General features: G+C 74.9%; 12 protein-coding genes. 7 read left to right on the top strand and 5 right to left on the bottom strand.

Annotated features, from left to right (window positions below):
• Positions 1–4 precede the first annotated feature (4 nt).
• Positions 5–2,464, top strand: coding sequence for a bifunctional serine/threonine-protein kinase/ABC transporter substrate-binding protein (locus I003_RS0130775; RefSeq protein WP_027774930.1), 2,460 nt, complete (start codon positions 5–7; stop codon positions 2,462–2,464).
• 263 nt (positions 2,465–2,727) lie between these two features.
• Positions 2,728–3,414, top strand: a complete 687-nt coding sequence (locus I003_RS0130770; protein WP_027774929.1) for a glycoside hydrolase family 11 protein — start codon at positions 2,728–2,730, stop codon at positions 3,412–3,414.
• 99 nt (positions 3,415–3,513) lie between these two features.
• Here I003_RS0130770 and I003_RS0130765 read toward each other — a convergent pair whose 3' ends face one another.
• Positions 3,514–4,605 carry a glycoside hydrolase family 5 protein gene (locus I003_RS0130765; protein WP_027774928.1) on the bottom strand — a complete coding sequence of 364 codons (1,092 nt, stop codon included), beginning with the start codon at positions 4,603–4,605 and terminating at the stop codon, positions 3,514–3,516.
• A 560-nt stretch (positions 4,606–5,165) separates the two neighbouring features.
• On the opposite strand from I003_RS0130765, the gene I003_RS0130760 reads away from it, so the two are divergent.
• Together I003_RS0130760 and I003_RS0130755 are read left to right on the top strand one after the other, a co-directional pair.
• Positions 5,166–6,017 (top strand): peptidoglycan-binding domain-containing protein, encoded by an 852-nt coding sequence (locus I003_RS0130760; RefSeq protein ID WP_027774927.1) that lies wholly within the window; start codon positions 5,166–5,168, stop codon positions 6,015–6,017.
• A gap of 143 nt (positions 6,018–6,160) precedes the next feature.
• Positions 6,161–6,706 (top strand): SigE family RNA polymerase sigma factor, encoded by a 546-nt coding sequence (locus I003_RS0130755; RefSeq protein ID WP_027774926.1) that lies wholly within the window; start codon positions 6,161–6,163, stop codon positions 6,704–6,706.
• Here the strand turns inward: I003_RS0130755 and I003_RS0130750 are convergent.
• On the bottom strand, positions 6,673–7,272 hold the full coding sequence (locus I003_RS0130750) for an ABATE domain-containing protein (protein ID WP_027774925.1): 600 nt from the start codon (positions 7,270–7,272) through the stop codon (positions 6,673–6,675). The two genes, I003_RS0130755 and I003_RS0130750, sit on opposite strands and share 34 nt — an antisense overlap.
• Positions 7,273–7,359: 87 nt before the next feature.
• Between I003_RS0130750 and I003_RS0130745 the strand changes: the two genes are divergently transcribed.
• Together I003_RS0130745 and I003_RS0130740 are read left to right on the top strand one after the other, a co-directional pair.
• Positions 7,360–8,148 carry an MBL fold metallo-hydrolase gene (locus I003_RS0130745; RefSeq protein WP_027774924.1) on the top strand — a complete coding sequence of 263 codons (789 nt, stop codon included), beginning with the start codon at positions 7,360–7,362 and terminating at the stop codon, positions 8,146–8,148.
• 160 nt (positions 8,149–8,308) lie between these two features.
• The gene (locus I003_RS0130740; protein ID WP_027774923.1) at positions 8,309–9,574 is read left to right on the top strand and encodes an MFS transporter; all 1,266 of its coding nucleotides are present in this window, start codon (positions 8,309–8,311) and stop codon (positions 9,572–9,574) included.
• Here I003_RS0130740 and I003_RS0130735 read toward each other — a convergent pair.
• On the bottom strand, positions 9,561–10,139 hold the full coding sequence (locus tag I003_RS0130735; RefSeq protein WP_027774922.1) for a TerD family protein: 579 nt from the start codon (positions 10,137–10,139) through the stop codon (positions 9,561–9,563). The genes I003_RS0130740 and I003_RS0130735 overlap by 14 nt on opposite strands.
• Before the next feature lie 107 nt (positions 10,140–10,246).
• A complete protein-coding gene (locus I003_RS0130730; protein ID WP_037722287.1) occupies positions 10,247–11,068 on the bottom strand; it encodes a DMT family transporter in 822 nt (273 codons plus the stop codon).
• A 73-nt stretch (positions 11,069–11,141) separates the two neighbouring features.
• On the opposite strand from I003_RS0130730, the gene I003_RS0130725 reads away from it, so the two are divergent.
• The gene (locus I003_RS0130725; protein WP_027774920.1) at positions 11,142–12,611 is read left to right on the top strand and encodes an aminotransferase-like domain-containing protein; all 1,470 of its coding nucleotides are present in this window, start codon (positions 11,142–11,144) and stop codon (positions 12,609–12,611) included.
• Positions 12,612–12,836: 225 nt separating this feature from the next.
• Here I003_RS0130725 and I003_RS0130720 read toward each other — a convergent pair whose 3' ends face one another.
• Complete coding sequence (locus tag I003_RS0130720; RefSeq protein ID WP_027774919.1) at positions 12,837–14,174, bottom strand: extracellular solute-binding protein; 1,338 nt, start codon at positions 14,172–14,174, stop codon at positions 12,837–12,839.
• Positions 14,175–14,182: the final 8 nt, after the last annotated feature.

Below are 14,182 nucleotides of genomic sequence, written 5' to 3'. Positions count from 1 at the left end.
GGCGATGCGGTCCCTGCGTACGGACGACCCGGCCGAGGTGGGCGGGCACAGGCTGCTCGCCCGGCTCGGCGCGGGCGGCATGGGCGTGGTCTACCTGGCGCGCGCCGGGGACGGCACGCTGGTGGCGCTGAAGGTCATCCGGCCCGAGCACGCGGCCGACCCGGCGTTCCGCGCCCGGTTCCGGCGCGAGGTGCGGCTGGCGACGGGGCTGACGGGCCGCTGGGTGGTGCCGGTCACCGCGGCCGACGCCGAGGCCGCGGCGCCGTGGCTGGCCACGGCGTTCGTGCCGGGTCCCGCGCTGGTGGAGGCCGTGGACGGGCACGGGCCGCTGCCGCCGTACGCCGTCGCCGCGCTCGGCGCGCGGCTGGCGGAGGCGCTCGCGGAGGTGCACGCGGCCGGGCTGGTCCACCGGGACGTCAAACCGGGCAACGTGCTGCTCGCCCTGGACGGGCCGCGGCTGATCGACTTCGGCATCGCGCACGACTCCGGCGCGACGGCGCTGACGGCCCCGGACGCGGTCATCGGCACGCCGGGGTACCTGGCGCCGGAGCAGGTCAGGGCGGGCGGCCGGGCGGGACCGCCGAGCGACGTGTTCGCGCTGGGATGCGTGCTGGCGTACGCGGCGACGGGGCGCCGCCCCTACGGCACGGGCAACCCGGCGGCGGTGCTGTACCGCACGGTGCACGAGCCGCCGGACCTGACGGGGCTGGACAGGCTGCTGCCGCGGGAGCTGGCGGCGGCGGTCGCGGGGTGCCTGGCGAAGAACCCGGCGGAGCGGCCCACGGCGGCGGAGCTGCGGACGACGCTGGCGGCGGGGGCGGGCCCCGCGGGGGCGCCGGAGGCCGCCGGCGCGCGGGCGGATGCGCACCAGAGCCCGGACGCCGGCGGGCGGCCGGAGGTGGACGACGGGGCGGTCACGGGTCGCGCGGCAGGGGCGGGCCCGGTCGATCCGCGCGTCCCGGCGCCGCCCCCGCCGGACCCGGACACCCGGGTGCTGCGGGACGAGGAGATCCCGTCCGCGGAGACGCTGCCCTCCGTCCCGTCCGCCCCGGCCCCGGCGCAGGCCCCCGCCGCCGCCCCGCCCGCGGGCACCCGCGACTGGCTGCCCTCCCCCGTGCTGCGGCTCGTCGCGGAGCGGTCCGCCCGCGCGCTCGACCCGCCGCCCCGGCAGGCCGCCGCCCCCGCCGACGCCGTGCCGCCCGCGCCGGACGCGACCACCGCCGCGCCCGTCCGACCCGGGTCGTCCCGCCGCCGGTTCCTCGTCGTGGGCGGCTCCGCGGCCGCCGCGCTGGCCGCCTCGGGCGCCGGTGCGGCCGCGCTCTACGCCACCCGCGGCGGCGCCGGCGGCAACGGCGGCGCCCCGCACCGCCTGCCCCTGCACGCCATCGCCCTCCATGCCGCCCTGACGGGCGGGCAGAAGGCGGACGGCGTTGCCCACGAACGCGGCGCCCGGCTGGCCGTCGCACGGCACAACGCCCGCGACGACGCCCGTTTCCGGCTCTCCCTCGTCCCGTACGACGACGGCGGGGAGGCCGGCCGGGCGCGGGAGGTGGTGCGCAAGGTCCTGCACGACCGGTCGGTGCGGGCCGTGCTCGGCCCGACGACGGCCGCTTCCCTGCGCGTCGCCGCCCCGCGGTACGCGGAGGAGTCGATGCCGGTCGTCGACGTGTCGGTCGACACCGACGCGGCGGAGGTGTCCAGGAAGGACGCGCACTCGCTCGTCGCCACCCGGCTGGCCGGGTCGTACCACACGTTTCCGATCCTCGACTACCTGACCCGGGTGTGCGGCGTGGTGCGTACCGCCGTCGTGGAGGACCGGGGAGCCGACGACGGCGGGGTCCAGGGCATCCTGAGGCAGCTACGCGAGAGCCCGCCCGGGGAGGGCGAGACCCGCTTCCACCCGGTGGCGGCCCCGGACGGGTTCGGCCCGGCCGTCGCCGCGGCGCTGGCGGAGCGGCCGGAGGCCGTCGTCTACGCCGGCTCCTCCCCGGAGCGTGCGGCGGCGTGTGCCCGGGCGCTGGCGGAGGCCGGCTTCGACGGGCCGCGGGTGTCGTTCGAGCCGGTCATGCGGCCGGCGTTCCTGCGCGAGGCGGGCGACGCGGGCGGGGGCTGGGTGGTCGGCGCACCGTACACGGCGGCGGAGCAGGCGACGTCGAAGGCGGCCCGCGCTTTCACGGCCGCGTACCGCGAGCGGTACGACGGGCCGCCCCCGCGCTGGGCCGCCGAGGCGTACGACGCCGTGAGCCTGATCGCGGTCGCGCTCGACGCGCTGGGCGGCGGGGCGGAGATCGTGCCGGGCCAGGTCGCGGAGCGGATCGTGAACGTGAGTCATACGGGCATCGCCAAGCCGCTCCGCTTCGCCGGGCAGCTCGTGCGCATGCTCCAGCCGGACAAAGCGGCCTTTCTGTACGAGGTCCGCAACGGGGAGTTCCGCTACCTCGGCCGCCACGACCAGGTCGAGTGATTCCGCGAAACTTTCGCACCCTCAACTCGCGACCGGGATCCCCGTAACACGCCGACAACGCGCTCACTTTTACCCGTTCTCCCGCCCAACGGCTTGAACTGCAACGATGCTTGCCACCTTCAACCGCACCCCGCAGCAATGTTTCGGAATCAGTGTCGAAACTGTTGACACTCCCTTCCGCCGGTTCAACACTGGCGCACGACCCGTTCGGCGCCACCTGGCCTAGCGGCAGGAACCCCCTCCTGCCGCCACGAGGAGGAAGAATGAACACGAACGGCACCCCCCACGGCGTGAGCCGCAGGCAGTTCGTCGGCCGCGCCGGCGCTGTCGCCCTCGGCGCGTCCGCGGCGACGCTGCTGTCCACCGGATCCGCGCACGCGCAGACCATCTGGGACAACCAGACCGGCACCCACAACGGGTACTACTACTCGTTCTGGACGGACGCGCAGGGCACGGTCTCGATGACGCTGGGCAACGGCGGCAACTACAGCACCTCGTGGAGCAACACCGGCAACTTCGTCTGCGGCAAGGGCTGGAGCAACGGCAGCCGCCGCAGCGTCGGCTACTCCGGCAGCTTCAACCCGTCCGGCAACGGCTACCTCTGCCTCTACGGCTGGACCTCGAACCCGCTCGTCGAGTACTACATCGTCGACAGCTACGGCTCCTACCGGCCCACCGGCGAGAACCGGGGCTCGGTGACCAGCGACGGCGTCACGTACGACCTGTACCACACGATGCGGTACAACGCCCCCTCGGTCGAGGGCACCAAGACCTTCCCGCAGTTCTGGAGCGTCAACAGGTCGAAGCGGGTGGGCGGCACGATCACCACCGGCAACCACTTCGACGCCTGGTCGCGGGCCGGGATGCAGCTCGGCAACTTCGCCTACTACATGATCATGGCCACCGAGGGCTACCAGAGCAGCGGCAACTCGAACATCAACGTCGGCTGACGGCGCGGGGGTAGCAACGGCGGGGAAAAGCTCTCCGGGAAACGGCCGCGGGACCGGCTCGCACCGAGCCGGTCCCGCGGTCGTCGCACGCTCGCACGCTCACTCCTTGATGCGCTCCCGGATCCAGACGCCGGCCTCCTTCAGCACGCCGGTGCCCGTCCACTGGTTCCCGTCGCAGGTGCCCTCCTTGAACACCGCGCCCGAGCGGAAGTCATCGGAGAAGTTCCAGTTGGTCCAGGAGATGCCCTTCTCCTTCATGAGGTCCAGGTACCGCTGCGCCATGGTGAAGTCGTTCGCGCCCTCGCCCGAGTAGTTCTGGGTGCCGAACTCGGTGACGAACACCGGGAGTTCGTCGGCGGCACGGGAGAGCGTCTGCAGGTACTCGTCCCCGTGGGAGGCGGCGTAGAAGTGGAAGGTGTACATGATGTTGTCGGCGTCGACCGGGTTGTCGATCACCTCGCGCTCGTCCGCGCCGTCCGAGACGCCGAAGGAGGACCAGGCGCGGGTGCCGACCAGGACGACGCCGTCGGGGTCGTGCTGCCGGACGACGGGGATGATCTCCTCGGCGTACGACTTGACCGACCCCCAGCCGACGCCGTTGGGCTCGTTGGCGATCTCGTAGAAGACGTTGGGCTGGTCGGCGTACCTGGTCGCCATGTCGGTGAAGAACCGCTTGGCGAGGGCGGTGTTGGCGTTCGGGTCGCCGGGGCTGAGCATGTGCCAGTCGATGACGGCGTACATCCCGCGCGCTATCGCCTGGTCGACGACGCGCTGGGCGAGGGCGGTGAACCGCTCGGGGTCGGTCTCGTAGCCGTCTTCCTGGACGTACGTCGACACGCGCAGCACATCCGCGTCCCAGTCCTGCGCCAGCGCGTCGAGGGAGCCGTCGGTGAGGCACTGCTCGTACCACTGGGTGCCGTGCGAACTCATGCCGTTCAACTGCACGGCCCGGCCCTGCTCGTTGCACAGCCGGGTGTCGCAGACCGCCAGCGTGCCGTTCTCGGCGACGGGCGATCCGGCCGGTGCGGCGGCACGGGCGGCGGCCTGGGCCGAGGACGTGTCGCGGGAGTCGCGGCCGGCGGCGCCGGAGCCCTCGTCGGCTCCGGCGCTGAGCTGCGGGGTGAGGGCGAACAGCAGGGCGGCGGTCGCGACGCTGGCGGAACCGAGCAGGAGGGGCTTGGTCCTTCGCATGGGGGGTCTCCAGTTTTGGGGGTATGCCATCCGGCGCGCGGATGGGCGTGGCCGGAAAGCTAAGGTCCTTTCCGCACGCCGTCAAGACTGGAAGGAAACCTTCCTAACCGCGCGCGGAGAACGGGCCGTTGGCCGGCCGCACCGCGAGGGAGCACACCGATGCCTGCTTCGCGACGACCGCGAGGGTCAGCCCGGCGATCCGGGCCGCGACACCCGCCTGCCGACGCCGTCCACGCGGGCGTCCGCCGCCGCGCCCGGCCGCCCGGCGGGAAGAGGACGAGGCCGGTATGCATCGGATTGCACGGATGACGGGACGTTTGGCCAGCGCGAACGGACGGCGGACGGGGGGATGAGGCCGCGCCGAGCGCCGCCTGCTTGCATAATCGTCGGCATCGAACTGGAGGGGAACGCCAGTGCCATCCGACGGATGTCCGCGGTGCTTCGCACCGCTCAAGGAGGACGGCAGGCCGAGTTGTGCGTGTGCGGCGGACGCGGCGCAGGAATCGGATACGCCGACGACCGGGAAGCGCACGGAGCCGCGGCTGATCAGACCGTACGTCATGCGGGCTGCCGAGGCCGGCGGCGAGAAGGACGCGGCCGGCGGGAACGGACAGGGGCCCGGGGCCGAGCTGCTGCCGGTGCCGCGCGCCGCGTTCCTGCCGCAGCCGGCGACGAGGGGCGAGGTCGTCCGCGTGGCGGACACGGAGCCGGAGCCCGCCGCCGGGGAGACGTCTCCGGGCGGTGACGGGCGGCGGGTACGCCCCACCGGTCTGCTGCTCGCGGGCGGCGGCGCGGCGGCGGTGATCACCGGACTGATCGTCACCGCCGGGCTGCTGACGGGCGGTTCGGAGTCGGACGACGCGGGCGGCGGCCCGGCGGGGGTCAGCGCGGCACCGTCCGGCGGCGGCGAGGCGGACGGCGGTCCGCTGGCCGGCGACGACGGGGGCGGCGCACCGGCGGACGGCGGCGGCGCGCCCGACGACCGCGCCGGCCGCGAGCGCGGCGGCGACGGGTACGCGCCCCCGGACGGCAGCCGGGCCGCTGACGGCGGCGCAGCCGGCGATCTCGCTCCCGGGCGCGCGAACGGGCAGATCGGCTCGGTCGACCCCACGGCCCCGCCCGCCGGCGGCGCGTCGCACCCGCCCACCTCCTCCCCCACCGGCGACGGCGCTCTGCCCACCGGCCCGCCGGTGCTCGGCCCCGGCGACTCGGGTCCCGAGGTGACCGAACTGCAGCACCGGCTGCGCCAGGTCGGGCTCGGCCTGCTGCAGCCGGTGGACGGCGCGTACGACGACGGCGTACGCACGAGCGTGCGCACCTTCCAGTCGCTCAACGGCCTGGAGGAGGACGAGCGCGGCGTCTACGGCCCGGAGACCCGGCGCGAGCTGGAGTCGCGTACGGACGAGCCCTGAGCCCCGCCGGCACCCGCCCGGCGACGGCGCGGGCCGCGGGGGTTGCCGCCGGACTCGCCCTGCCTTAGATTGCGTTCACCATCTTGAACGATGGCTCACCACATGAACGGGGCCTAGGCACGCGAGAGCGAGGAGAGGCACCCGTGGACATACCCAGCGCCGGCCGTGATGATGCGGAGACCGCGGAGTTCCGGGAGTTCTTCGAGCACCACTATGCCGAACTCGCCCGCCTGGCGAACTCGTTGAGCGGTGAGGCCGACGGTGCGGACGACGTGGCGGCCGACGCGCTGGTCGCACTCTGGCACCGCTGGGACCGGGTACGCGCCGCGGACCACCCGGCCGCGTACGCCCGCGGTGTCGTCGCCAACCTCGTCCGCAGCCGCATCCGCAGCGCCGTGCGCGAGCGCCGCCGCATCGCCCTGTACTGGACCGACAGCCACGAGCGCGTGGACGGCCCGGACGTGCCGGCGGTCGTCGACCTGCGCGAGGCGCTGCGCGGCCTGACCTTCCGCAAGCGCGCCTGCGTGGTCCTGCGGCACGCCTTCGACCTGTCCGAGCGCGAGACCGCGCACACCCTCGGGATCTCGGTGGGCACGGTCAAGAGCCAGACCGCCAAGGGCGTCGCCCAGTTAGAACAGGCGCTCGGCGGCGGCGCTCAGCCCGCGCTCGGGCGGGTGCGCCGGGCGTAGGCCCGGGCGGCGCGGGCGCGGTCGCCGCAGCGGGTCGAGCACCAGTGCCGGCGGCCGTGGCGCAGCAGGTAGCGGTTGCAGGGGCTGGAGCCGCATGGGATGAGGCGCTCGGCGTCGGGGCCGGTCAGCAGGTCGGCGGCGTCGGCGGCGAGGACCGCCAGGGCGCGGTCGAGGATCTCGTTGGTGGGGCACGGCGCGGCCCGGTACGGGCCGTTCTTCTCGTCCCAGTACAGCAGCGCGGCGGTGGGGGCGCGGCTGAGCGCGTCGTTGACGGCGGCCAGTGCCGCCGGCAGGGCGGGCAGGCCGTCGGCGCGGGCGGCGAACAGCACCCGCAGGTGCTCGCGCAGGGAGCGCAACTGCGCCGCGCACATCTCCCGCACCCCGGCGTCCGCGGGGGCGAGTCCGTGTGCGGTCAGCCAGCGGTTGACGCCGGCGGGGGTGCCGAGGAGGTCGGTGTAGTGCCCTCCGGGCAGCGCCATGGCGCTGTTGACGAAGTCGAGCGAGACGTGGTCCGCCGCCCCGGGCGCGGGGGTGGCGGCGAAGTCGCCGGTCGGACTCTCGGACATACGTCTCATGGTACCGGTTGCCACCATCCGTGAGACAGGACTAGGGTTCCTCACGGATAATTTCCTAACCATCCGTGAGGTTTTTTCATGGCCGGAGCCGGCACGACCGTCGAGCAGTTCCCCGTACGCGTCATCGGCGGCCCCACCGCCCTCTTCGAGTACGGCGGTCTGCGCTTCCTGACCGATCCCACCTTCGACCAGCCCCGCGTCTACGACCTGCCGGGCGGGGCGCTGACCAAGACGGCGCCTCCCGCGACCGCGCGGGCGGAGCTGGGCCGTGTCGACGTGGTCCTGCTCTCCCACGACGAACACCCCGACAACCTCGACGAGTCCGGCCGGGCGCTGCTCGCGGACGTCCCGCTGACGCTGACCACACCCGGCGGCGGAAGGCGGCTGGGCGCGGGGTCCCGCGGGCTGGCCGACTGGGAGACGGCCGAGCTGGACCGGCCCGGCGGCGGCACGGTCACGGTCACCGCCGTGCCCGCCGTGCACGGGCCGAAGCCCCGCGCGGTCGTGGAAGCGACGATCGGGGAGGTCGTCGGGTTCGTGCTGACCGGCGAAGGGCTGCCCGTCGTCTACGTCAGCGGTGACAACGCCTCCCTGGCGGCGGTCGCGGAGACGGCCGGGCGGTTCGGCCCGGTGGACACCGCGATCCTGTTCGCCGGCGGCCCGCGCATCCCCGTCCTCTTCGACGGCGAGCCGCTGGTCCTGGACAGCGCGCAGGCGGCCGAGGCCGCGCGGGTCCTCGGCGCCCGCCGGGTGGTGCCCGTCCACTACGAGGGCTGGTCGCACTTCACCGAGGGCCGGGAGCACCTCGCCGCCGCCTTCGCGGCGGCCGGGATCCGCGACCGGCTCGACTGGGGGCTGCAGGACTGAAGCGCGCGGGCCGTCCGGCCGGGACCACCCCGCCGGACGGGCTCGCCCTCCCCCGGGACCGCACGGGCGGCTCTTCCGGCCGTGGCCCCGTGGCGCGCGCCCTGCCGCCGCCGTACGCCCGATCGCCCGCCCTCCGCGCACGAGATCAAAGGAAGCCCGAGTGACCACGACCGCGACCGCCGGGCCCGCCGTACGCACGCGGGCCCCTGCCCAACGCCGTGCCCTGACCGTCCTGTTCGCCGCCCAGGTACTCAGCGGCGTCGGGCTGGCCGCGGGCGTGGTCAACGGTGCGCTGCTCGGGCAGGACATGCTCGGCTCCACCAGCCTGGCCGGGCTGCTCGGCGCGCTCGCCACCGCCGGGGCGGCGCTGGCGGCGGCCCTCGTCGGCCGGCTCTCCGACGCGTACGGCCGCCGCCCCGGGCTGGCCGCCGGGTATCTGACCGGCGCCGTCGGCGGCGCCGGCGTCGTGGCGGCGGCGGTCGCCGGCAACCCGGCGCTGCTCTTCGCGGCGATATTCGTCTACGGCGCGGGCACCGCCACCAACCTCCTGGCCCGGTACGCGGGCGCCGATCTGGCGGCGCCCGCGTACCGGGCCCGCGCCGTGTCGACCGTGCTCGTCGCCACCACGCTGGGCGGGGTGGCCGGGCCCAACCTGGCCGTACCCGCGGGAGATCTGGGCGCCGCGCTCGGCGTCCCGCGGCTGTCCGGGCTCTTCCTCGTCTCGGCCGCCGCGTACGGCGCCGCCGCCCTGGTGCTGGCGGTGTGGCTACGCCCCGATCCGCTGCTGCTCGCGCGCGAACTCGGCGAGGCGGAGCACACCGCCGCGCCGCCCGGCCCGGCGGAGCCGGGGGCGAAGCCGCCCCGCGAGCGGCCCGGTTCCGGCGTGCTGCCCGGTGCGCTGGTCATGGTGGTCACCCAGCTCGTCATGGTCGCGATCATGACGATGACCCCGGTCCACATGCACGACCACGGCCACGGCGCCGCCGCCTCCGGCCTGGTCATCGCCGTCCATGTCGGCGCCATGTATCTGCCGGCGCCGCTGTCCGGCTGGCTCGTGGACCGCCGCGGGCCGCTCGTCGTCGCCGTGGCCGCGGGGCCGGCCATGCTCGCCGCGGGGATGGTCGCCGCCACCGCCGAGTCCACCGCCGTGTTCGCGCTGGCTCTCGCGCTGCTGGGGGTGGGCTGGAGCCTGGGGCTCGTCAGCGGGACGGCGATGGTCACCGACGCCGTACCGCCCGCCACCCGGGCCCGTACCCAGGGCACGGTCGACGTCGCGATCTCGGCCGCGGGCGCCGGCGGCGGCCTGGCTTCGGGCGCGGTGGTCGCCGTCGCCGGCTATCCGCTGCTGACCGTCGGCGGCGGAATCCTCGCGCTGGCCGTCGTGCCCGCGGCCGTCGCCGCGGCGGGCGGGGTCAGCCGACGTTGACGCCGTAGTCGGTGGCGATGCCGTGCAGCCCGGAGGCGTAACCCTGGCCGACGGCACGGAACTTCCACTCCCCGGCCCGCCGGTACAGCTCGCCGAAGACCATCGCGGTCTCCGTCGAGGCGTCCTCGGTCAGGTCGAAGCGGACCAGCTCGACGCCGTCGCTGCGGTTGACGACCCGGATGAAGGCGTTGCTGACCTGGCCGAAGTTCTGCCCGCGCAGATCGGCGTCGTGAATGGACACCGGGAAGACGATCTTCTCGACCTGCGGCGGGACCAGGCTGAGGTCCACGTTGATCGACTCATCGTCCCCGTCGCCCTCGCCGGTGAGATTGTCACCGGTGTGCTCGACGGAACCGTCCGGACTGGTGAGGTTGTTGTAGAACACGAAGTGCTGGTCGGACAGCACCTTCCCGGACGCGCCGCACATGAGCGCGGAGGCGTCCAGGTCATGCGCCGCACCGGTCGTGGTGCGCACATCCCAGCCGAGCCCCACGGTCACGGCCGTCAGGCCCGGTGCCTCCTTGCTGAGAGAGACGTTGCCGCCCTTGGCCAGGGAAACTCCCACGATCACCCCTCCACCTCTGATGTCCCTTTGCCACCCTACAGGCGGTCGGCCCACGTCCGGACAGGTTCTGTCGTACGCCGTACGGGACCGCCCGGCGCCGGCCGCGGTCAGGTACGGGCCCGCTGGGTGACGGCGATGCAGGCCAGGACGATCACCGCGGTCACCGGAGCGAGCGGAGCGAGGTGTTCGCCCATGAAAAGCACCGACCAGATGAGGGTCAGCAGCGGCTGGGCGAGCTGGATCTGGCTGGCCCGCGCCACTCCGACGACGGCCATGCCGCGGTACCACACGACGAACCCGCCGAACTGCGCCACCGCCGCGAGGTACGCCATACCCGTCGCCGACTGCACCGTGAGCCGCACCGGCTCGTGCGGCAGCGCCAGCGCGGTGACGAGGACGGAGACCGGGAGGGCGGCGACGCAGCCCCACGCGATGACCTGCCAGCCGGGCATGCGCGCGGCGAGCCGGCCCCCCTGGGCGTAGCCGGCCGCGCACAGCAGCAGCGCGCCGAAGAGGTAGAGATCGGCGGTGCCCGGCAGGCCGCGGCTCCGGCTCAGCGTGAAGGCGAACACCGCGAGGGCGCCGGCGCCGGCGGCGGTCCAGAAGGCCCGCGACGGGCGGCGGCCGGTGAGCACCGCGGAACAGGCGGCGGTGGCCAGCGGCAGCATGCCGATGACGACGGCGGAGTGTGCGGTGGTGGAGGTCTGCAGCGCGAGGGTGGTCAGGAGCGGGAAGCCGACGACGCAGCCGCCGGCGACGGTCAGGAGTGCGGTCCGGTCGCGCCGGGCGGGGACAGGCACGCGGGCGGCGAAGAGGCAGCCGCCCGCGAGCAGGCCGGCCAGCAGGCCGCGTACGCCCGTCGTCGTCCACGGCCCGAGTCCCTCCAGGGCGCGGACGGTGGCGGGGAAGCTGAAGGAGAAGGACGCCACGGCGAGGGCGGCCAGGAGCGTACCGGTGCGGGCCGATATCGCCGCCGGCCGAGTAGCGCTATCTTGTGCTGTCATGAACGACAGTAGCAGTGTCGCCCAGTTGGTCGCCGCCCTGCGCGACGAGCTGGATCGCTACTCCGCCGGAGGAAAGCTGCCGTCCAGCCGGGCGCTCGTCGCACGGTACCGGGTGAGCCCCGTGACGGTCTCCCGGGCGATCGCCGCACTGACCGCCGAGGGACTGGTGACCAGCCGGCCGGGCGCCGGGGTGTTCAAGGCCCCGGCCCGCCGGCCCTCGCGCCCTCTCGGCGACGTCTCCTGGCAGGAGGTGGCGCTGACCGCGGACCCGCCGCACGCCGCCCTCGACACCGGACCGCGCGCCGCCGACGCCGCCGGGGTGCTGGCCACGCTCGCCGCGCCGCCGCCGGAGGTCGTCGACCTCAGCGGCGGCTACCCGCACGCCTCGCTGCGCCCGGAACGTGCCCTGGCCCGAGCGCTGGCCCGGGCCGGCCGGCGGCCCGGCACCTGGTCCCGGCCGCCGGTCGCCGGGCTGCCCGAGCTGCGCGACTGGTTCGCCCGGGACATCGGCGGCCCCGCCGGGCCGCTGGACGCCGCGGACGTGCTGGTCACCGCCGGCGGGCAGAGCGGGCTGACCACCGCGCTGCGGGCACTGGCCGCCCCCGGCTCGGCGGTGCTGGTCGAGTCGCCCACGTATCCGGGGCTGCTCGCGATCGCCCGCGCCGCCGGGCTGCGGCCGGTGCCGGTGCCGCACGACGCCGACGGGGTACGGGCCGATCTGCTGGCCGAGGCGTTCGCCGCGACCCGCGCCCGGGTGTTCGTCTGCCAGCCGCTGTTCCACAACCCCACCGGCGCCGTGCTGACGCCCGCGCGGCGCGCGGAGGTGCTCGGCACCGCGCGCGCCGCCGGGGCGTTCGTCGTCGAGGACGACTTCGCCCGCCGGCTCGCGCACGCGGATGCCCCGCCCCTGCCGCCGACGCTGGCCGCCGACGACCCGGACGGCGTGGTGGTCCACGTCCGCTCGCTGACCAAGGCCGCCTCGCCCAGCCTGCGTGTCGGTGCGCTGTCGGCGCGCGGGCCCGCGCTGGAGCGGCTGCGCGCGGTCCAGGTCGTCGACAGCCTCTTCGTACCCCGGCCGCTGCAGGAGACCGCGCTCGAACTCGTCGGCTCCCCCTCCTGGGCGGGCCATCTGCGCGCACTCGCCGGCGCGTTGCGCGAGCGCCGCACCGCCGTACTGGCCGCGCTCCGCGCCGGGCTGCCCGGTCTCGTACCGGACCGGCCGCCGCTCGGCGGCTACCACCTGTGGCTGCGACTGCCGGACGGCGCCGACGAGTCGGCCGTGGCCGCGGCGGCGCTCCGTCACGGCGTCGCGGTCACCGCCGGCGCACCGTACTTCACCGCCGAGGCGCCGGCGCCGCACCTGCGGCTGAGCTACGCCGCCGGTGCGGGCACCGCGCAGCTGGCCGACGGCGTGCGCCGGCTGCGCCGCGCGTTCCCCGCCGACTCGCCGCTCGCGAACGGAGATTGAGGGCCTGCCTGCCGAAGGTCTCCCGCTGTGTCCGGGGGTACGGCCGGCCCGCGGTGGGGGAGGCCCGGCACGCACCGGCGCGCCGGGCCTCCCCGATCGACCGGGCCGGCCCGCCCCCATGGACGCACCGCCGCCTCGCACGCGCACGCACCGGTCCCCCTGTGCCCGGTGCGTGCGGGAGGTGTCCCGGCTCCGGCGGTCCGGCGGCGGAACGGCCCGGCGGCCTCAGCGGTCCAGCAGTTCGTCGATCTTCCGCTCCGCCGCCCGCCACGCCTGCGTGGGCGTCAGTTCCTGCCGCTCGACCGGCAGGATGCCCGCGTCGGTGATCTGCTGCTGGATCGGCTGGTCCTTCGCGCCGAGTTCGAGGGTGGGGATGCTCTTGGCGGCGATGGAGAAGATCTCGCCGGTCGGCGCGTCGTTGAAGTACGGATGCGTGGCGTCGGCGACCTGCGGCAGCTCGAACGCCGCCTGCGAACTGGGGAAACTCGCCCGCTTCTCGAAGAGCCGGGCCTGCTGCTCGGGCGCGGTCAGCCAGGCCGCCAGCCGCGCCGCCTCCTGCTTGTGCTCGCCCGCCTCGGGCACGGTGAGGAACGAGCCGCCCCAGTTGGCGGGCTTGGGCGCGGTGGCGATGTCCCACTTGTCGGCGGCCTGTGGACCGGCCTTCTCCTGGATGTAACCCAGCATCCAGGACGGGCAGATGACGGTCGCGAAGTCGCCCTCGGCGAACCCCTTGTCCCAGGCCGGGGTGAACTGCTTGAGCCTGGCCGTCATCTCCCCCTGCGCCGCCCGCATCGCCAGGTCCCAGGAGACCTCGACGGCGGGGCTGTCCTTGTAGATGGCCTCGCCCTCGCGGCCGAAGTAGCGGACGGGGAAACTGCTGATCGAGCCGTTGTAGACGCCGGCGGCCGAGTCGACGAACGCCGTGCCCGCGGGGGCGTTCGCCATGTAGTCCTCCCCGACGCCGAGGTACTTCTCCCAGTCGGAGAACCACAGCGCGGCGACCTCCTCGCGGTCGGTCGGCAGCCCGGCGGCGCGGAAGAGGTCCTTGCGGTAGCAGACGGCCATCGGGCCGATGTCGGTGCCGAGACCGACCGTCTTGTTGTCGTCGGTCGTCGCCTGGTCCCACTTCCAGGGCAGGAACGCCCCCTCGTCGACGCCCGTCACCGTGCTGAGGTCCATCAGCCGGTCGGCGCGGCCGGCGACGACCTCGCTGATGTTGCCCACCTCGACGGCCTGGATGTCGGCCAGCCCGCGGCCGGAGTCGAGGGCCCTGCGCAGGCCCGGGTAGTACTTCTCGTTGTTGGGTGCGGCCTTCTCCTTGATGGTGACGTCCGGGTACAGCTTCTCGTACTCGTCGTAGAGTCCGGCCTCCTCGAACCCGAAGACCCCGAAGACCCCGACGGTCAGCGTGACGGGACCGCCGTCGCCCCCCGTACCGGCGCCGTTCGGCGCGGTCGCCGTGGAGCCGTCGTCGAGCAGCGCGCAGCCGGCGAGAAGGCCGGCCGCCAGCGCGGCCGCGAGGGCACGGGAGGTGCGTGAGCTGGTATGTGAACGTGTGCGCATGGGACTCC

Source organism: Streptomyces sp. CNQ329, assembly GCF_000482585.1.
The sequence above is the reverse complement of the archived record's forward strand: the minus strand, read 5'-3'. Positions and strand labels throughout refer to the sequence as shown.

What these genes read in the sequence shown, in the direction of transcription:
- I003_RS0130775 (WP_027774930.1), top strand. Translation starts at nt 5, where the DNA reads ATGCGGTCCCTGCGTACGGACGACCCGGCCGAGGTGGGCGGGCACAGG.
- I003_RS0130770 (WP_027774929.1), top strand. Translation starts at nt 2,728, where the DNA reads ATGAACACGAACGGCACCCCCCACGGCGTGAGCCGCAGGCAGTTCGTC.
- I003_RS0130765 (WP_027774928.1), bottom strand. Translation starts at nt 4,605, where the DNA reads ATGCGAAGGACCAAGCCCCTCCTGCTCGGTTCCGCCAGCGTCGCGACC.
- I003_RS0130760 (WP_027774927.1), top strand. Translation starts at nt 5,166, where the DNA reads ATGCGGGCTGCCGAGGCCGGCGGCGAGAAGGACGCGGCCGGCGGGAAC.
- I003_RS0130750 (WP_027774925.1), bottom strand. Translation starts at nt 7,272, where the DNA reads ATGTCCGAGAGTCCGACCGGCGACTTCGCCGCCACCCCCGCGCCCGGG.
- I003_RS0130745 (WP_027774924.1), top strand. Translation starts at nt 7,360, where the DNA reads ATGGCCGGAGCCGGCACGACCGTCGAGCAGTTCCCCGTACGCGTCATC.
- I003_RS0130725 (WP_027774920.1), top strand. Translation starts at nt 11,142, where the DNA reads ATGAACGACAGTAGCAGTGTCGCCCAGTTGGTCGCCGCCCTGCGCGAC.
- I003_RS0130720 (WP_027774919.1), bottom strand. Translation starts at nt 14,174, where the DNA reads ATGCGCACACGTTCACATACCAGCTCACGCACCTCCCGTGCCCTCGCG.